Genomic DNA, 19125 nt, shown 5'->3' with positions numbered 1-19125 from the left:
AACCGTTGTTTATCAGAGTAAAGAAACTGTCATCTACTTTAATGGAAAGGGATGTGCGAGGGTAATTCCTGAACGGTTAAAACTGTGAAAAAACGGTTAGTGATAAGTAAAAACTATCACAGCGTGAAGCAGTTCACATTTTTTAATGATGACAGGAACAGATATGGACACACTGGCGCAGTACATCCAGACATTAGCCCCCCAGCTGATCGCATGGCGTCGCGATTTTCACCAGTTTGCGGAATCCGGCTGGGTAGAGTTCCGTACCGCCGCAAAGGTCGCGGAAATCCTTGACTCCCTGGGCTACGAACTGGCGATGGGTCGCGACGTGATCGATGCCGAAAGCCGTATGGGGCTGCCCGATGACGCCACCCTTTCGCGAGAGTTTGCCCGTGCGCGGTCGCAGGGGGCGCCTGAGAAATGGCTGGCGCCGTTTGAAGGCGGATTTACCGGCATTGTGGCGACCCTGAATACCGGACGACCGGGCCCGACGCTGGCGTTTCGCGTCGACATGGATGCCCTTGATTTAAGCGAAGCGCTCGACGACAGCCATCGCCCGTTCCGCGACGGTTTTGCCTCCTGCAACGCGGGAATGATGCACGCCTGCGCGCACGACGGCCACACCACCATTGGCCTGGGGCTGGCAAAGGTGCTTAAGCAGAACGAAGCGCAGCTCAACGGTACCGTCAAGCTGATCTTCCAGCCTGCCGAGGAAGGCACCCGCGGCGCGCGCGCCATGGTCGCCGCCGGGGCGCTGGACGGCGTGGACTATTTTACCGCCATCCATATTGGTACCGGCGTCCCCGCCGGAACGGCGATCTGCGGCAGCGATAACTTTATGGCAACCACCAAGTTCGACGTGAACTTTACCGGCGTTGCCGCACACGCGGGCGGCAAACCGGAGGATGGACGTAACGCCCTGCTTGCCGCCGCGCAGGCCGCCCTCGCCCTGCACAGCATCGCCCCGCACAGCGAAGGCGCTTCCCGCGTCAACGTCGGCGTGATGCAGGCGGGTAGCGGCCGCAACGTGGTGCCCGCAAATGCACTGATCAAGGTTGAAACCCGCGGCGAAAGCGAAGCAATAAACCAGTATGTCTTTGAACGTGCGCAGGCTGTCATTACCGGCGCGGCCGCGCTCTATGGCGTGAGCGCGGAGATGCGCCTGATGGGGGCCGCCACCTCCAGCGCGCCGACGCCGGCCTGGGTTGATTACCTGCGTGAACAGGCGAGCCAGGTATCGGGAATTGTGCACGCAATCGATAAGGTGAAAGCGCCAGCAGGCTCTGAAGACGCCACGCTGATGATGGCCCGCGTGCAGCAGAACGGCGGCATGGCGTCGTATATGGTGTTCGGCACGGATTTGAGCGCCGGACATCACAACGAAAAATTCGACTTCGATGAGCAGGTCATGGCTGTCGCCATTGAAACGCTGGCGCGAACTGCGCTCAATTTCCCGTGGACGCGAGGTGTGTAATGCAGGAGAACTACGCTTTTATTGCCGACGCCATCGACACGCGATGTCAGACGCTAACCGATATTGCCGACGCAATTTGGGATCATCCCGAAACCCGCTTTGAAGAGTTCTGGTCATCCAGACGGCTCGCTGACGAGCTGGAAGCCGAGGGCTTTACGCTGACCCGAGAGGCAGGCGGTATCCCAAATGCCTTTATTGCCAGCTTCGGCAGCGGAAAACCGGTTATCGCTCTGCTGGGCGAGTACGACGCACTGGCCGGGCTAAGCCAGCAGGCGCACTGCGCGACGGCGCAATCCGCCACGCCGGGGGCAAACGGCCACGGCTGCGGGCATAACCTGCTGGGCACCGCAGCGCTTGCGGGCGCGGTGGCGGTAAAAAGCTGGCTGGAGCAGCACGGCGGCAGCGGAACGGTGCGTTTTTACGGCTGTCCCGGTGAGGAAGGCGGCTCCGGGAAAACCTTTATGGTACGTGAAGGTTTGTTTGATGACGTTGATGCCGCCGTCACCTGGCACCCGGAGGCCTTTGCCGGGATGTTTAACGTCAGCACGCTGGCCAACATTCAGGCGGCCTGGCGTTTTCACGGCGTGGCGGCGCATGCGGCCAACTCGCCCCATTTAGGGCGCAGCGCGCTGGACGCCGTGACGCTGATGACTACCGGCACCAACTTCCTTAACGAGCACATCATAGAGAAAGCGCGCGTCCATTACGCCATCACCGACACCGGCGGGATTTCGCCCAACGTGGTGCAGGCGCAGGCTGAAGTGCTGTACCTGATCCGCGCCCCGGAGATGGCCGACGCGCAGCAGATCTATGAGCGCATCGAAAAAATTGCCCAGGGCGCGGCAATGATGACCGAAACCACCGTCGAATGCCGCTTTGATAAGGCCTGCTCCAGCTACCTGCCGAACCGCACGCTTGAGGCTGCGATGTACCGCGCGTTGCAGCACTACGGCACGCCGGAGTGGACCGATGAAGAGCGCGACTTTGCCCGCGAAATCCGCGCCACGCTGACGCCCAGCGATCTGCAGAACAGCCTGAAAAACATTGCCGCCACGGGGGGAGAAGCAGGCAAAGCCTTTGCCCGCCGCCATCAGGAGACGCTGCTGGTGGATGAAGTCGCGCCCTATGCCATCACCGATAACGTGCTGGCGGGTTCAACAGACGTGGGTGACGTCAGCTGGAAAATGCCGGTCGCCCAGTGCTTCAGCCCCTGCTTTACCGTTGGCACGCCGCTGCACACCTGGCAACTGGTGGCGCAAGGACGAACCTCCATCGCCCACAAAGGCATGCTGCTGGCCGGGAAAGTGATGGGCGCAACCGCACTCAATCTGCTGCAGGATGCAGACCTGCTGAAAACATGCCGTGAAGAGTTCGAACAACAAATAGAAGAAAAACCGTACGCGTGTCCGATCCCACTGGGCGTGACACCGTCACCTTTAAAATAAAAAAACACAACACAACAACACAACACTCCCGAGGAACGCCCATGAGTATGTCATCCATACCTTCGCATTCCCCATCCGGTAAGCTCTATGGCTGGGTTGAAAGGATCGGCAATAAAGTGCCGCACCCTTTCCTGCTGTTTATCTATCTGATTGTGATTTTGATGGTTGCCACCGCCGTGCTCTCGGCCTTTGACGTCAGCGTGCGCAGCCCGGCAGACGGCAGCCTGGTGGCGGTGAAAAACCTGCTCAGCGTTGACGGGCTGCACTGGTTTTTACCGAACGTGATCAAAAACTTCAGCGGTTTCGCTCCGCTGGGGGCCATTCTGGCGCTGGTGCTGGGCGCCGGGCTGGCTGAACGCGTGGGCTTGTTACCCGCACTGATGGTAAAAATGGCGTCCCACGTCAGCGCGCGCTACGCCAGCTACATGGTGCTGTTTATCGCCTTCTTCAGCCACATTTCATCCGATGCCGCGCTGGTGATTATGCCGCCGATGGGGGCGCTGATCTTCCTCGCCGTCGGGCGCCATCCCGTGGCGGGTCTGCTGTCGGCCATTGCGGGCGTGGGCTGCGGCTTTACCGCCAACCTGCTGATCGTCACCACCGACGTGCTGCTCTCGGGCATCAGCACGGAGGCGGCGAAAACCATTGATGCGGCCATGCACGTCAGCGTGATCGACAACTGGTACTTTATGGCCAGCTCGGTGATTGTCCTGACGATTGTCGGCGGGCTGATTACCGATAAGATCGTCGAGCCGCGTCTGGGCAAATGGGAAGGCCGTAGCGATGAAAAGCTGGAGACGCTGAGCAAAGAGCAGCGCTTCGGCCTGCGCGTGGCCGGGCTGGTCTCGCTGGCGTTTATCGCGCTGGTGGCGCTGATGGTGGTGCCGGAAAACGGCATACTGCGCGATCCGGTTAAGCATACCGTCCTGCCGTCGCCGTTTATTCAGGGCATCGTGCCGCTGATTATTCTCTTCTTCTTTGTCGTTTCGCTCGCCTACGGTATCGCTACCGGCAAAATCCGCCGTCAGGGCGATCTGCCGCAGCTGATGATCGAGCCGATGAAAGAGATGGCGGGCTTTATCGTGATGGTATTCCCGCTGGCGCAGTTCGTGGCGATGTTTAACTGGAGCAACATGGGCAAGTTTATGGCCGTGGGCCTGACCGACGCGCTGGAGGCTGCCGGATTAAGCGGCGTACCGGCGTTTGTCGGGCTGGCGCTGCTGTCATCCCTGCTGTGCATGTTTATTGCCAGCGGCTCCGCCATCTGGTCAATTCTGGCGCCGATCTTCGTGCCGATGTTTATGATGCTCGGGTTCCACCCGGCGTTTGCCCAGATCCTGTTCCGCATCGCGGACTCCTCGGTGATCCCGCTGGCGCCCGTCTCACCTTTCGTTCCGCTGTTTTTAGGCTTCCTGCAGCGCTATAAGCCCGAGGCCAGACTGGGTACCTACTATTCGCTGGTTTTACCCTACCCGCTTATCTTTTTAGGGGTATGGCTGGTGATGCTGGTGGCATGGTATCTTGTCGGCCTGCCGATTGGGCCGGGGATATACCCGAGGCTAAATTAAAGGATTGAAAATGCTGAGATTACTCGAAGATAAAATTGCGACGCCGCTCGGGCGGCTGTGGGTGATCGCGGACGAGCAGTTCTGCCTGCGCGCCGTTGAGTGGGAAGAGCACAGCGACCGCATGGAGGAACTGCTTGATATTCATTACCGCGCACAGGGTTATGAACGCATCAGCGCCACCAACCCGGGCGGGCTGAGCGACAAGCTGGCGGCGTATTTTGAAGGCGATCTCAGCATCATTGACACTCTGCCAACCGCCACGGCAGGTACCCCTTTTCAGCGCGAAGTGTGGCAGGCGCTGCGGTCGATTCCGTGCGGGCAGGTCATGCATTACGGCCAGCTCGCGGAGCAGCTAGGCCGCGCAGGCGCCGCACGCGCGGTGGGTGCCGCCAATGGCTCTAATCCGGTCAGCATTGTGGTGCCCTGCCATCGGGTCATTGGCCGTAACGGCACCATGACCGGCTATGCCGGCGGCGTGCAGCGCAAGGAGTGGTTACTGCGTCACGAAGGGTATCTCTTGCTGTAGTTCCCAGGCTTTTTGTGCTTAATTTTCTACCGGTTAGGCTAAAAATCCATAATCAAGCTGTGGAATTTCAAGAAGATGGCAACACGTTGCCGTCTCTTGTCCTTATTGAGGGTTTGTCAGGCTTACGTACTTACCAAAAAGATGTTAAAATTGACCAATATCAATTAAGGCTTGAGCAAACCTATGATCCCGGAAAAGCGAATTATACGACGCATTCAGTCTGGCGGTTGTGCTATCCATTGCCAGGATTGCAGCATCAGCCAGCTCTGTATCCCGTTTACCCTGAATGAGCATGAACTCGATCAGCTTGATAATATCATCGAGCGCAAAAAGCCGATTCAGAAAGGGCAGACGCTGTTTAAAGCGGGAGACGAACTGAAATCGCTCTATGCTATCCGCTCTGGCACCATCAAGAGCTACACCATCACCGAACAGGGTGACGAGCAGATCACCGGCTTCCACCTGGCAGGCGATCTGGTGGGCTTTGATGCCATCGGCACTGGTCACCACCCGAGCTTTGCTCAGGCACTCGAAACCTCGATGGTTTGCGAAATTCCGTTTGAAACCCTGGACGATCTGTCCGGTAAGATGCCTAACCTGCGTCAGCAGATGATGCGTCTGATGAGCGGTGAGATCAAAGGCGATCAGGACATGATTCTGCTACTTTCCAAAAAGAACGCAGAAGAGCGCCTGGCCGCGTTTATCTACAACCTCTCCCGCCGCTTCGCCGAACGCGGTTTCTCGCCGCGTGAGTTCCGTCTGACCATGACCCGTGGCGATATCGGTAACTACCTGGGCCTGACCGTTGAGACCATAAGCCGTCTGCTGGGTCGTTTCCAGAAGAGCGGAATGCTGGCCGTTAAGGGTAAATACATCACTATCGAAAACGGCGAAGCGCTGGCCGTTCTTGCCGGACACGCCCGCAACGTGGCGTAACTCTCCGCATGTTGATAACCAGACTGATAAATTCACGTGATTTATTGGTCTGGTATCATCGCTTCCGCTTTAAGACATTTTCATCGTAGCACGTCCCCATACAGCGCCTGAAAGGTTGTCGTTGAGGTTATGAATTGAGAGAAAGTTTGTTTTTCGTTTCAGTCGTGATCGCCTCAGTGACCTTTATATTCATCTGGATCATGCTTGTCGGTCCGATGAAGGGGGAGGAAAAAACCTACGTTCAGGATTCCACGACCTTTGCGATAGCGGTGATGGTGCTGCTGTTCATTGCGTTTATCGCGGTGACATCCACCGTGCTTTTCCTCTGATAAATTTTCATGAATTATTGATCTGGCAAAAGCTCCCCTCTGTTTCATTCAGGATATATAGGTTACTCTTTTAATTACAGACTGTGGTGACAGTAGTAAGGAGACCTGTATGGCCAAGTATCAAAACATGCTGGTAGCTATCGATCCGAATCAGGACGATCAGCCGGCATTACGACGTGCTGTGTATTTACATCAACGGATTGGTGGCAAAATCAAAGCGTTTTTGCCGATCTATGACTTCTCGTATGAGATGACCACCCTTCTGTCGCCTGACGAGCGCACCGCTATGCGTCAGGGCGTCATCAGCCAGCGTACCGCGTGGATCCGTGAACAGGCGAAGTATTACCTGGAAGCGGGCGTGCCTATTGATATTAAAGTGGTCTGGCATAACCGACCTTTTGAGGCCATTATCCAGGAAGTGGTTGCCGGTGGGCACGACCTGCTGCTGAAGATGGCGCACCAGCACGACAAGCTGGAGTCCGTAATCTTCACTCCGACCGACTGGCATTTGTTGCGTAAATGCCCTTGCCCGGTCTGGATGGTGAAAGACCAGCCGTGGCCTGAAGGCGGGAAAGCCGTTGTGGCGGTGAATCTCGCGAGCGAAGAGGATTATCACAATTCGCTCAACGAGAAGCTGGTGAAGGAGACCATCCAGCTTGCCGATCAGGTTAACCATACCGAAGTGCATCTGGTGGGCGCCTATCCGGTTACCCCGATCAATATCGCCATTGAGCTGCCGGAATTTGACCCAAGCGTCTATAACGACGCGATCCGCGGTCAGCACCTGCTGGCGATGAAAGCGCTGCGCCAGAAGTTCAGCATTGACGAGAACATGACGCACGTGGAAAAAGGGCTGCCTGAAGAGGTGATCCCGGATTTAGCCGAACATCTGCAGGCCGGGATTGTGGTGCTGGGCACCATTGGCCGGACCGGTATCTCTGCTGCCTTCCTCGGCAATACCGCCGAACAGGTGATCGACCATCTGCGCTGCGACCTGCTGGTCATCAAGCCGGATGAGTATCAGACGCCGATTGAGCTGGACGACCCGGAAGACGATTAACGTAAACATCAAAGCCCGCCGCTCCGGCGGGCTTTTCTCATCAGCTCTCCATTACCGGCTTCGGCTGTTCACCTGACTCATCCTGCATCCACGGCGCGTGCAATACCATGCTGGGCAGCGCCAGCTTAATCCCCTGGGCGTTCAGCCCTTCAAGAATACGGATATTGATCTCCTGCTGGATGTCCATGTATTTGTTGTAATCCGCGGTATTAACGATATGGACGACTTCGAACGTCAGGCGGTCGCGGTCAAATCCCAGAAAATGGGCACGATCGAATTTTGTCTCGCCGACATCGGTAATGATCTGCCTGACCATATCCCCCACGTAGCGCAACTTATCGGGCGGCGTGTCGCTGGCAACGCCAAAGGTAAAGACGATGCGACGCGTCTGCATGCGTTTGTAGTTGTGAAGCGTCTGCTGAAGCAAAATGGCGTTACCGCAGACGATCTGCTCCCCGCTCAGGCTGCGGATACGGGTCGTTTTCAGGCCAATGTGCTCTACCGTCCCCGCCACGTCGTTGAACACCACAAAATCGCCAATTTCAAACGGCTTATCAAAGCCGATAGAGAGCGAGGCAAACACGTCGCTGAGGATCGTTTGTACGGCGAGGGCGATGGCAATACCCCCTACCCCAAGGCTGGCAACCAGAGCAGTGATGTTGACGCCCGCGTTAGCAAGGATAGACAGCAGCATCACTGACCAGACGATGGCACGGAGAATAAGCCCCGTGATCACCAGCGTGACCGGGTTTTTATGGCTTCCGGGCGCCAGCATGACGTGACGAAGCCACGACACCACCCCCTGATCCATCCACAGCGCCACCTGGATGGCGAAAACCAGGAACCAGGCGTGGCTCACGGTGCCAAAGAGATGATCCGGCAAGTCAACGAAACGCAGGCTGAAGAGCAGCGCCACCACAAACAGCAGGAAGCGGCTGGTGCGGTTAAGCATATCGGTCAGGATAAAACGCATCCGGTTGGTGGTCGGGTGCTTGTCGCCCCAGGTGGTGATGCCTTTCTTAACGAACGCGATCAGGCGCGTTAGCAACCAGTACACCAGCAGCGTCACAAAGACAACCGTGGCGGCGCCTATCCAGAATGTCGGCGTCATCATCAGCGCGATGATGTCGAAGCGGGACAGAAATTGCATTACACCTCCTCGTATTACACAAAGGGTAAAGTATAGACAGAGGAGAAACGCTGGCCGCAGAAATAGGAAAACCGCCCCGAAAGGCGGTTTGTCAGGAGAAAGCGAATTACAGCGCTTTCAGAATCGCATCCACGCTGGCTTTGGCGTCGCCAAACAGCATATGGGTATTCTCTTTGAAGAACAGCGGGTTCTGCACGCCAGCATAGCCGGTGTTCATCGAGCGTTTGAAGACAATGACGTTCTGCGCCTTCCACACTTCCAGAACCGGCATCCCGGCGATTGGGCTGCGCGGATCGTCCTGTGCCGCCGGGTTAACGGTGTCGTTAGCACCAATAACCAGCACGGTGTCGGTGTCGGCGAAATCATCATTGATCTCGTCCATCTCCAGCACGATGTCGTATGGCACCTTCGCTTCCGCCAGCAGTACGTTCATGTGGCCCGGCAGACGTCCGGCCACCGGGTGAATACCAAAGCGAACTTTGATACCGCGCGCGCGCAGCTTCTCGGTGATTTCCGCCACCGGATACTGCGCCTGCGCCACCGCCATACCGTAGCCTGGGGTGATGATCACAGAATGCGAGTTTTTCAGCATTTCCGCGGTGTCTTCCGCGCTGATCTCACGGTGTTCACCCACTTCTTCGTCAGAGCCGGTAGAAGAACCGTCAGAACCGAAGCCACCGGCGATAACGCTGATGAACGAACGGTTCATCGCCTTACACATGATGTAAGACAGGATGGCACCGGAAGAACCGACCAGCGCACCGGTGACGATCAGCAGGTCGTTGCTCAGCATAAAGCCCGCAGCCGCCGCTGCCCAACCGGAGTAGGAGTTCAGCATCGAGACAACCACCGGCATATCCGCACCGCCGATGGACGCCACCAGATGCCAGCCAAACGCCAGCGCGATGATGGTCATCACCAGCAACGCCAGTACCTGCAGGCCCACGCTTTCGGTACGCACGAAGACCACCAGGAGCACAAACGACACCACCAGCGCCGCCAGGTTCAGCTTGTGACGGTTAGGCAGCATCAGCGGTTTAGAAGAGATCTTACCGCGCAGCTTGCCAAACGCCACGATAGAACCGGTGAAGGTTACTGCACCGATGAAGATACCGAGGAACACTTCGGTCAGATGAATGTTGACCAGAATCGGCTCCATGCCCGGTTCGTGATACAGGTAGCTGTTGAAGCCCACCAGCACCGCCGCCAGGCCCACGAAGCTGTGCAGAATCGCCACCAGCTCCGGCATCTCGGTCATTTCCACGCGCTTCGCCAGGCGAATACCAATCGCGCCGCCGATGATCATCGCCACCAGGATCCACGCCACGTTGCCGGTATCCGGCCCGAAGATGGTGGCAATCAGCGCAATCGCCATCCCGGCGATACCAAAGTTATTTCCCTGCTGAGACGTTTCGTGTTTGGAAAGCCCCGCCAGACTGAAAATAAACAGGATTGCAGCAACAATGTATGCGGCTGTAACTAATCCTCCAGACATATGCTACCCCTTAGCCTTTACGAAACATTTTCAGCATGCGCTGAGTCACGGTGAAGCCACCGAAAATATTGATACTGGCGATCAGCACCGCGATAAAGCTCAGGAAGCTGATCCAGCCGCCGTGTCCAATCTGCAGCAACGCCCCTACCACGATGATCCCGGAGATAGCGTTGGTCACCGACATCAGCGGCGTATGCAGCGCATGGGAGACGTTCCACACCACGTAGTAACCCACAACGCACGAGAGTGCGAAGACGGTAAAGTGGCCGAGGAACTCTTTCGGCGCGACGTCAGCCAGCCAGCCGAACAGAATAATGACCAGCGCCATGATGGCGTATTTGCGCCACGGAGAAGCCGGTTTTGCCGGTTCTTTTGGCTCGGGTGCCGCTTTCGGCGCTGCCTGGGGCTGGGCTGAAACCTGAATAGGCGGCGCAGGCCAGGTAATTTCACCTTCGCGAACGACGGTGACGCCGCGCACCACCACATCGTCAAAATCGACGGTGATGTTGCCGTCTTTCTCTTTGCAGAGCAGCTTCAGCAGGTTAACCAGGTTGGTGCCGTACAGCTGAGACGACTGGGTTGGCAGGCGACCAGGCAGGTCGGTATAGCCGATCACCTTCACGCCGTTCGCGGTCGTGGTCACCTGATTGGCAACGGTATACTCGCAGTTACCGCCGTTTTGCGCCGCCAGGTCGACAATCACGCTGCCCGGCTTCATGGAGTCGACCATCTCGCGGGTGATCAGCTTCGGCGCCGGTTTACCCGGAATAAGCGCGGTGGTAACAATAATGTCGACGTCTTTCGCCTGCGCGGCAAAAAGTTCCATTTCGGCTTTGATAAAGGCTTCGGACATCACCTTCGCGTAACCATCACCGCTGCCCGCTTCTTCCTTAAAGTCCAGCTCAAGGAATTCGGCCCCCATGCTCTGGACCTGTTCCTTCACTTCGGGACGGGTGTCGAACGCGCGCACGATAGCGCCCAGGCTGTTTGCCGCACCGATTGCGGCAAGACCCGCCACGCCCGCGCCAATTACCATCACTTTCGCCGGTGGGACTTTCCCCGCCGCGGTGATCTGGCCGGTAAAGAAGCGTCCAAATTCGTGAGCGGCTTCAACAATGGCGCGGTAGCCGGCAATGTTTGCCATGGAGCTCAGCGCATCCAGCGACTGCGCGCGCGAAATACGCGGCACGGAGTCCATCGCCATCACGGTCACGCCACGGGCCGCCAGCTTCTCCATCAGTTCAGGATTTTGTGCAGGCCAGACGAAGCTCACCAGCGTGGTGCCTGGATTCAGCAGCGCAATCTCACTCTCTTCCGGCGCGTTGACCTTCAGAATCACGGGCGACTGCCAGACTTCAGCACCGTCCACCACTTCCGCGCCAGCCTGAATAAAGGCTTCGTCATCGAAACTCGCCAGCTTGCCTGCGCCGCTTTCAACCGCGACGGTAAAACCCAGCTTAAGCAGTTGCTCCACCGTTTTCGGTGTTGCCGCTACGCGGGTTTCATTGGCTAACCGTTCTTTTGGTACCCCAATACGCATAGTTTTCCCTTCCATCGGTTTTTGATGATGGTTTGTCGATAAATGCCCGCGGTTTGTATCAATTTTCGCCAGCATGATAGCGACGAGAAATGAGTAACCCCGCAAAATAAAACAGTAACAAACTGTCTATAACCTACTGAAAATAGCGCTTGTGATCTACCGCCAGAAAACACTATTTCTTACTTTATCTGTGAAAAATAAGCGATCGGCGTCACTGACAGTGATATTTACCTTAAATTCATCGCCAGAACCGATAAATCGCGCAAGCGAAGCGGTAAAAACATGATATAGCGCCATAAGAGAACAAGTTATTAACATTAAATTAACTTGTAAAAGTCATATGCTTTATCAGTTTTGCTTGTCAAACGCCTGTTTTTTCAACATATCACTAAATGTTATCGAATTCGGTAATTGAGTGAGCACAGGCAGTGAAAAATGGCGCAGACAGCGACGGGTTTTAAATGCCATAATCGGGGCCGTCTCAAATAAACAACAATACCAGTACATGGTTTGCGCAAGGCGAAGGATTATTTTTATGAAGCTTAAGAACACACTCCTGGCGTCCGCACTTCTCTGTGCGACCGCCCTGTCTGCGAATGCCGCAACAGAGTTAACGCCAGAGCAAGCGGCAGCGTTAAAACCTTTTGACCATACGGTCATTGTGGGTCGTTATAATTCTATTGGCGATGCCGTCGCCGCCGCATCAAAAGCCGCGGATAAAAACGGGGCGGCCTCGTTTTACGTAGTTGACCAGTCCGATTACGGCAACAGCGGTAACCAGCGCGTGACCATTGCGCTGTATAAAGATAATGCACCAAAGGCTGACGCGCCGAAAAATCGCGTGATCAACGGTATCGTTGAGCTGCCGAAAGACCAGGCCATTGAGCTGGAACCTTACGACACCGTTACCGTTCAGGGCTTCTATCGCAGCCAGCCAGAAGTGAACGATGCCATCACCAAAGCCGCGAAAGAGAAAGGTGCCTACTCTTTCTTTATCGTGCGTCAGGTGGATGCTAACCAGGGCGGCAACCAGCGCATTACCGCATTCATCTACAAAGAAGATGCGAAAAAACGCGTTCTGCAGAGCCCGGATGCCATCCCTGCGGATTCTGAAGCGGGTCGCGCGGCGATAGCCAAAGGCGGCGAAGAAGCGAAGAAAGTTGAAATTCCGGGCGTAGCCACCTCTGCGGCGCCAAGCGCTGAAGTGGGCCGTTTCTTTGAAACGCAGTCCACGAAAGGTGGCCGTTACTCCGTGACGCTGCCGGACGGCACCAAAATTGAAGAGCTGAACAAAGCCACTGCCGCGCAGATGGTGCCGTTCGACAGCATCAAGTTTACCGGCAACTACGGCAATATGACGGAAGTCTCTTATCAGGTCGCGAAGCGTGCGGCGAAGAAAGGGGCGAAGTATTACCACATCACCCGCCAGTGGCAGGAACGTGGTAACAACGTGACCATCAGCGCCGATCTGTACAAGTAACAAAACCGTTGACGAAAGGCGGCGCAATGCCGCCTTTTTTGTTACTTTTTTTGAAAATCTGCCACACATCATTGCATGCTTTCGTTACACTCCGTAAAATCCCGCGCCTTAGTGTGATCCACCATTTTTATGCGCCTTAGCGAAATAATTATTCTGGATTGGGACTTTTCATAACAGGAAGCCAATGGAAAAGAAACTTGGCCTGAGTGCTTTAACTGCACTTGTATTGAGCTCAATGCTGGGCGCGGGCGTATTCAGTTTACCGCAGAACATGGCGGCCGTCGCAAGCCCTGCCGCCCTGCTCATTGGCTGGGGCATTACCGGTGTCGGGATATTGCTGCTGGCGTTTGCCATGCTGTTGCTGACGCGCATTCGCCCGGATCTGGACGGCGGCATTTTCACCTATGCACGTGAAGGTTTCGGCGAGCTGATCGGCTTCTGTTCTGCCTGGGGCTACTGGCTGTGCGCGGTCATCGCCAACGTCTCTTATCTGGTAATTGTCTTCTCGGCGCTCAGTTTCTTTACCGATACCCCTGAGCTGCGCCTGTTTGGCGACGGTAATACCTGGCAGTCTATCGTCGGCGCCTCGGTGCTGCTGTGGATTGTTCACTGGCTGATTTTGCGCGGTGTCCAGACCGCCGCCAGCATCAACCTGGTGGCGACGCTGGCGAAGCTGGTGCCGCTTGGCCTGTTTATCGTGCTGGCCTTTATCGCGTTTCGTCTTGACGTGTTTTCGCTTGATTTCAGCGGCATTGCGCTGGGCGTTCCGGTCTGGGAGCAGGTGAAAAACACGATGCTGATTACCCTGTGGGTATTTATCGGCGTTGAGGGTGCCGTCGTGGTTTCTGCCCGCGCGCGTAATAAGCGCGATGTGGGCCGCGCCACGCTGCTGGCCGTCCTGGCGGCGCTGGGCGTGTATCTGCTGGTGACCCTGCTTTCGCTGGGCGTGGTGGCGCGTCCTGAACTGGCCGAAATGCGTAACCCGTCCATGGCAGGCCTGATGGTGAAAATGCTCGGCCCGTGGGGCGACGTGGTGATTGCCGCAGGGCTGATCGTCTCCGTCTGCGGCGCTTACCTGAGCTGGACCATCATGGCGGCTGAAGTACCGTTCCTGGCCGCGACGCACAAGGCGTTTCCCCGCCTGTTTGCCCGTCAAAACCAAAATAATGCACCATCAGCCTCACTCTGGCTGACCAACATCAGCGTTCAGGTCTGTCTGGTGCTGATCTGGCTCACAGGTTCAGACTATAACACCCTGCTGACCATCGCCTCGGAGATGATTCTGGTACCCTATTTCTTAGTGGGTGCGTATTTGTTAAAAATCGCCACGCGTCCGGTGCACTATGTTGTGGGCGTAGGGGCCTGTATTTACGGCCTGTGGTTGTTGTATGCTTCCGGGCCGATGCATCTGCTGCTGTCGGTTGTGCTGTATGCGCCGGGTCTGCTGGTGTTTATCTATGCCCGCCGCACGCATCAGCTGGAGAACGCGCTGAAACGCCGTGAAATGGCCTTAATCGGGCTGTTACTGGTTGCTGCCGTACCGGCAACCTGGATGTTAATGGGATAGCACTGTCTTTCCCATTGTTGAACTGTAAAGGAGAATACGATGGGAAATGCACCGCTTCGCCCAATACTGATCACCGGTGGAGGCCGCCGTATCGGCCTCGCCCTCGCCCATCACTTTCTCAACCTTCGGCATCCGGTCATTGTCAGCTACCGTACGGAATACCCGTCGATTGAGGGGCTGCGCAAAGCCGGAGCGGTCTGCATTCAGGCTGATTTTTCCACCGACGAAGGCATTCTGGCCTTTGCCGAACAGGTTAAATCCACCGCGACGGGGTTGCGTGCCGTGATCCATAACGCCAGCGCATGGTGTGCCGAGAAGCCCGGCACGTCCCTCAGCGATACGCTCTCCGCCATGCTGCAGATCCACGTTAACGCCCCTTATCTGCTTAACCACGCGCTGCAGGATCTGCTGCGCGGCCACGGGCATGCGGCGGGGGACATTATTCACTTTACCGATTATGTGGTGGAGCGCGGCAGCGACAAGCATATCGCCTACGCGGCCAGCAAAGCCGCGCTGGATAACATGACGCGCTCCTTTGCCCGCAAGCTCGCGCCCGAGGTAAAGGTGAACGCCATCGCCCCGGCGATGATTTTGTTTAACGAACACGATGATGCGGAATACCGCCAGCAGGCGCTGAATAAGTCGCTCATGAAAATTGCCCCAGGCGAAAAAGAGGTGATCGACCTGGTGGATTATCTCCTCACCAGCTGCTACGTCACCGGCAGAACCTTTGCCGTGGACGGCGGCCGCCCGCTGCGCTAGTGAAAGCGGCTCCAGAAGAAGATTAACACCCAGGCGCTGAGCCCCCAGCAGACCACTGCCCCGCCCAGCGCCAGGGGAAGCCGCAGAAAACCGGTGAAATACCACAGGGAAAGCAGGTAGAGAAAGTACGGAATGATTGACCACATGCCAAACACGATGGTCGTGCGTAGCGCTTCCGTACCCCGCTCAGAGGCCACAATATAGTGGGCAATCAGCGCAAAGGTCGGGAACAGCGGGATAAGCCCGGCAATATAGTAGTTTTTGGTTTTTGCCAGAATGCCAATCAGTAACACCACCAGCGCCCCCAGCGCGGCTTTGATCACCAGCCCCATATTTTTTCCTATAACAATCAAATAACAAGAAACGTCAGAATAACGGAAGCGGCGTTAATTTTGAAAGATTAATGGAAGGTTAAGGTTCCGCGGTGTATTTTGGCTTTTTTCACGAAAACAGACGCTGTATGAATAAGATTGTATATGTTGAAGACGAACCCGAAGTCGGGCAATTGATCGCCGCCTATCTGGGTAAACATGATATGGACGTCATTGTTGAGCCTCGCGGCGATCGTGCCGAAGAGGTGGTCGTCCGTGAAAACCCGGATTTAGTGCTGCTGGACATCATGCTGCCAGGCAAAGACGGCATGACGCTCTGCCGGGACCTGCGCGCCCGCTGGGACGGTCCTATCGTTCTGCTTACCTCACTGGACAGCGATATGAACCATATTCTGTCGCTGGAGATGGGCGCCAATGATTACATTCTGAAAACCACACCGCCTGCCGTCCTGCTGGCCCGCCTGCGCCTGCATTTGCGCCAGCACGCCAGCATCGAACGCGAAGCGCCCGCGCCGTCCCTGACGCCACACAAAGCGTTGCGCTTCGGTACGCTGTCTATTGACCCGGTTAACCGCCAGGTCCTGCTTTCCGGCGAGCTTATCGCCCTTTCTACCGCAGACTTTGACCTGCTCTGGGAGCTGGCCACGCATGCCGGGCAAATCATGGACCGCGACGCGCTGCTGAAAAACCTCCGTGGCGTGAGCTATGACGGTATGGATCGCAGCGTTGACGTGGCGATTTCGCGATTACGCAAAAAACTGCAGGATAACGCCACCGAGCCCTACCGCATTAAAACCGTGCGTAACAAGGGTTATCTGTTTGCCCCACACGCCTGGGAAACCTGATCGTCGGATAGGATAATCTGCGCGAATTGAAGGCATTGCGCGGAAATGCCCTCCTTTCGCGCATTTATTTTTACGTTTGCGCAACATTTAACTTGCTAAGCACGCAAACTATTCCATAATTAGCTTCTCGACTCTCCTTTCTTCAGCTCATCCCGCTCTTGCGATCGTTTTACTCATTTTCGCCGTGAAGCTTTCACGACATCGCTCCCAGAAATCTTGAAATGAGGATTTAAGCCCATGAATTATGTATAGCTACGGTCAGGTAGAAGCGATAAAAACCAATCTTGAGTGGATTGTTAATCAGGCAACCCTTAACCACACCTCCCCCTCACGCACCGATCAAAAAGCGCTCTTTGACCTGCTGGAACTCATCCAGTATTACGAAATACTGCTGGATCTCATCAGCGAATACGGGGCGGATGTGATTGATACGCACATTGCGGAAGGCCTGGCCGTGACCGAAAAACTCATCGCCAAGGTAAAAAACAGCGCGAAAGCCATATAACACGCTCGACAGACGTGAAAAAACCGAAGGGTTTTCATGTATATTCTGCACATAGCGTTTTTTCGGTGAGATCCAATGAAAAAGCTGTTTGTGCAGTTTAGTGTGCAGAAAATCTGCAATTTACTGGAAAGGCTATAGCTTCTCTCCCGTTCGCAAAGCTATTCACGGCTCGTCATTTTCTGGTAATCATTAGGTGTTATTCCTGTCAGGCGATAAAATACTCGCCTCATAACATCCGGCCCAGAAAAGCCACATTCAACGGCAAGTTTCTTCGCTGGCATTTTTTCCTTTTCAATCAGTACTTTTGCTCTAGATACGCGCTCGCGTTCGAGCCACTGCGCCGGGGTAAGGCCAATTTCCTGCCGAAATATCCGCGTAAGGTGCCTCTGGCTGAAGTTAATATGCTCTGCCATCATAGCAACCGTTGTCACGTCTTTAATATTCGCGATTGCCCATCTCTGGAGCTCCTGAAGAGCTGTACGGCCATCAAGCGAAAGCGTATTGCTCCTCATAAAGTGAGACTGGTTAACTGGACGCCGGAAAAACATGACCATTTGATCGGCGACTTCTGCCGCAACCTCCCTACCGAGATCTTCTTCAACAAGTCGCAGTGCCAAATCCAGGCCTGAAGTAACGCCCGCCGCCGTTCTCACTCGCCCATCGTCAACATACAACGCATCTGCCTCTACGATTATTTGGGGATGCCTGGCGGAAAGGGTTTTCGCACATGCCCAATGCGTGGTCACTCTTTTTCCATTTAGCTTTCCGGTGAGCGCCAGGAGTAATGCCCCCGTACAAACTGAACCAAACCGCTTGCTTGACTCGCAGAGTGCGTTAATTCCATCCAGCACACGGGGGTCCGGCTGGTAATAAGCAATATCCGGCGCGCCGGCAACAAGGAATGTATCTGCCGTAAGCCCACCGCAGTCTGACAGGGTTGCATCTGCCGTTATCTTTACGCCTGACGAAGACCGAATCACAGGATCGGTAACCGAAACAACGCGCAGCGAGTAAAAGCTGCGCTTAAGAACCCGGTTAGCCTCAGCAAACACATCTATGGGGCCACAGACATCAAGCATCTGAACGCCTGGCACCGCCAGAATAAAAACGTTATGACTCATTTTAAGTCTCCGGAGTCCTGAATCATCTCTATGTCCCATAAAGTCTTTAAAATACATTTTGGGACATTCAAGGTAAACCTTATGCTGTATACCTACAACAGAGAAGAGGAGTATTTCATGATTCGCACAACCGAAGATATCAGTATCCCGGACAGCAAAATGGCCCGTGAAGCCACCGAGTTCATTCGTGACACGGAATCCGATCTGCTTTTTAACCATTCAAGCCGCGTTTACCAATGGGCGGCTCTGGCCGGTCAGAAAAGAGAGGTTAAAGCCGATGCTGAGCTTTTGTACATTGGATGTATGTTCCATGACATTGGCCTGACTCGCGAATACTGTAGCTGCGATAAACGTTTTGAAGTAGATGGTGCAAACGAAGCACGGAAGTTTCTGGAAAGATATGGCATCGGAACTCAGGATATTGATAAGGTCTGGACAGCAATTGCCCTCCACACCACGCCGGGTATTCCGGAATTCATGGCACCGGAAATAGCGCTACTTACGGCAGGAGTAGAAATGGACGTGCTGGGAATTGATTTTGAAGTATTCTCACAGGAAGAAATCAGCGCAGTTACCCAGCGTTTCCCACGTACACCGCATTTTAAGGAGGACATTATTCAGGCCTTTTATGACGGCATCAAACACAAGCCGCACACGACATTTGGTAACGTAAAAGCGGATGTACTTGCAGACAAGGACACACTCTTCAAGCCTATGAATTTCTGCAGCATTATCCGACAGTCTCGCTGGCAAGGCTGATAACGGACAGACTGAATAGTACCTGATGGGGGCATCAGGTACTATTCAGTCATGGGGATGTTCGGATAAGAGTAATAGTGCGAAAGTCTCCTTCCGGTCAACTGACAGTATGCCAGTGAAGCCACATTGCATCGCATTGCGTCTTATCCATCCGGTACCAAAGAGTTTTTCTCCGGATTCGGGGAAGATATAAATCTAGATTTCGCAGCTTAAGTACAATTTGCTAAGAAT

Annotated in this window: 18 protein-coding genes; 13 read left to right on the top strand and 5 right to left on the bottom strand. The window is 55.2% G+C overall.

Going from position 1 to position 19125, the window contains the following annotated elements; translation table 11 throughout:
* Window positions 1-163: 163 nt before the first annotated feature.
* The 7 genes from ACMGGH_RS15300 (at window position 164) to uspE (ending at window position 7338) form a co-directional block, all read left to right on the top strand.
* Window positions 164-1474, top strand: coding sequence for a M20 family metallo-hydrolase (locus tag ACMGGH_RS15300; RefSeq protein WP_232948170.1), 1311 nt, complete (start codon window positions 164-166; stop codon window positions 1472-1474).
* Window positions 1474-2919 (top strand): M20 family metallopeptidase, encoded by a 1446-nt coding sequence (locus tag ACMGGH_RS15295; protein ID WP_232948169.1) that lies wholly within the window; start codon window positions 1474-1476, stop codon window positions 2917-2919. The genes ACMGGH_RS15300 and ACMGGH_RS15295 overlap by 1 nt, the downstream gene beginning before the upstream one ends.
* A 41-nt stretch (window positions 2920-2960) precedes the next feature.
* A complete protein-coding gene (gene abgT / locus ACMGGH_RS15290) occupies window positions 2961-4487 on the top strand; it encodes a p-aminobenzoyl-glutamate transporter (protein WP_045261473.1) in 1527 nt (508 codons plus the stop codon).
* Between the two features lie 10 nt (window positions 4488-4497).
* On the top strand, window positions 4498-5013 hold the full coding sequence (gene ogt / locus ACMGGH_RS15285) for a methylated-DNA--[protein]-cysteine S-methyltransferase (protein ID WP_232948168.1): 516 nt from the start codon (window positions 4498-4500) through the stop codon (window positions 5011-5013).
* A 183-nt stretch (window positions 5014-5196) separates the two neighbouring features.
* The gene (gene fnr, locus ACMGGH_RS15280; protein WP_006174991.1) at window positions 5197-5949 is read left to right on the top strand and encodes a fumarate/nitrate reduction transcriptional regulator Fnr; all 753 of its coding nucleotides are present in this window, start codon (window positions 5197-5199) and stop codon (window positions 5947-5949) included.
* A gap of 176 nt (window positions 5950-6125) precedes the next feature.
* Entirely contained in the window at window positions 6126-6278 is a 153-nt protein-coding gene (locus ACMGGH_RS15275; RefSeq protein ID WP_223824746.1) for a hypothetical protein, read from the top strand.
* A gap of 109 nt (window positions 6279-6387) precedes the next feature.
* Window positions 6388-7338, top strand: a complete 951-nt coding sequence (gene uspE / locus ACMGGH_RS15270) for a universal stress protein UspE (RefSeq protein WP_028012944.1) — start codon at window positions 6388-6390, stop codon at window positions 7336-7338.
* A 40-nt stretch (window positions 7339-7378) separates the two neighbouring features.
* On the opposite strand, the gene ACMGGH_RS15265 is transcribed toward uspE, so the two are convergent.
* The 3 genes from ACMGGH_RS15265 to pntA all read right to left on the bottom strand — a co-directional run bounded on the left by ACMGGH_RS15265 (window position 7379) and on the right by pntA (window position 11523).
* Window positions 7379-8488: a mechanosensitive ion channel family protein gene (locus tag ACMGGH_RS15265; RefSeq protein WP_041910286.1), complete on the bottom strand. Its 1110-nt coding sequence runs from the start codon at window positions 8486-8488 to the stop codon at window positions 7379-7381.
* A gap of 106 nt (window positions 8489-8594) precedes the next feature.
* Complete coding sequence (pntB, locus tag ACMGGH_RS15260) at window positions 8595-9983, bottom strand: Re/Si-specific NAD(P)(+) transhydrogenase subunit beta (protein WP_013096868.1); 1389 nt, start codon at window positions 9981-9983, stop codon at window positions 8595-8597.
* Window positions 9984-9993: 10 nt separating this feature from the next.
* Window positions 9994-11523 (bottom strand): Re/Si-specific NAD(P)(+) transhydrogenase subunit alpha, encoded by a 1530-nt coding sequence (gene pntA, locus ACMGGH_RS15255; RefSeq protein ID WP_028012942.1) that lies wholly within the window; start codon window positions 11521-11523, stop codon window positions 9994-9996.
* Window positions 11524-12058: 535 nt separating this feature from the next.
* Between pntA and ydgH the strand changes: the two genes are divergently transcribed.
* The 3 genes from ydgH to folM all read left to right on the top strand — a co-directional run bounded on the left by ydgH (window position 12059) and on the right by folM (window position 15332).
* Window positions 12059-13003, top strand: coding sequence for a DUF1471 family protein YdgH (gene ydgH / locus ACMGGH_RS15250; RefSeq protein ID WP_232948167.1), 945 nt, complete (start codon window positions 12059-12061; stop codon window positions 13001-13003).
* Between the two features lie 184 nt (window positions 13004-13187).
* A complete protein-coding gene (locus ACMGGH_RS15245; RefSeq protein WP_232948166.1) occupies window positions 13188-14570 on the top strand; it encodes an amino acid permease in 1383 nt (460 codons plus the stop codon).
* 39 nt (window positions 14571-14609) lie between these two features.
* Complete coding sequence (folM, locus tag ACMGGH_RS15240) at window positions 14610-15332, top strand: dihydromonapterin reductase (protein ID WP_028012939.1); 723 nt, start codon at window positions 14610-14612, stop codon at window positions 15330-15332.
* Here folM and ACMGGH_RS15235 read toward each other — a convergent pair.
* Complete coding sequence (locus ACMGGH_RS15235; protein WP_014883596.1) at window positions 15329-15664, bottom strand: GlpM family protein; 336 nt, start codon at window positions 15662-15664, stop codon at window positions 15329-15331. The genes folM and ACMGGH_RS15235 overlap by 4 nt on opposite strands.
* A gap of 128 nt (window positions 15665-15792) precedes the next feature.
* Here ACMGGH_RS15235 and rstA point away from each other — a divergent pair, with 128 nt between their 5' ends.
* Both rstA and ACMGGH_RS15225 read left to right on the top strand, forming a co-directional pair.
* A complete protein-coding gene (gene rstA, locus ACMGGH_RS15230; protein ID WP_028012938.1) occupies window positions 15793-16509 on the top strand; it encodes a two-component system response regulator RstA in 717 nt (238 codons plus the stop codon).
* A 244-nt stretch (window positions 16510-16753) separates the two neighbouring features.
* On the top strand, window positions 16754-17014 hold the full coding sequence (locus tag ACMGGH_RS15225) for a hypothetical protein (protein ID WP_207118989.1): 261 nt from the start codon (window positions 16754-16756) through the stop codon (window positions 17012-17014).
* Window positions 17015-17172: 158 nt separating this feature from the next.
* Here ACMGGH_RS15225 and ACMGGH_RS15220 read toward each other — a convergent pair whose 3' ends face one another.
* On the bottom strand, window positions 17173-18135 hold the full coding sequence (locus ACMGGH_RS15220) for a GlxA family transcriptional regulator (protein ID WP_232948165.1): 963 nt from the start codon (window positions 18133-18135) through the stop codon (window positions 17173-17175).
* 117 nt (window positions 18136-18252) lie between these two features.
* Between ACMGGH_RS15220 and ACMGGH_RS15215 the strand changes: the two genes are divergently transcribed.
* On the top strand, window positions 18253-18894 hold the full coding sequence (locus ACMGGH_RS15215; protein ID WP_048999474.1) for an HD domain-containing protein: 642 nt from the start codon (window positions 18253-18255) through the stop codon (window positions 18892-18894).
* The last annotated feature ends 231 nt before the right edge of the window (window positions 18895-19125 follow it).

The sequence above is a fragment of the Enterobacter sp. BNK-16 genome (assembly GCF_048684955.1).
GTDB classification, from domain to species: domain Bacteria; phylum Pseudomonadota; class Gammaproteobacteria; order Enterobacterales; family Enterobacteriaceae; genus Enterobacter; species Enterobacter bugandensis.
This window is presented reverse-complemented; position numbering and strand designations above follow the sequence as displayed.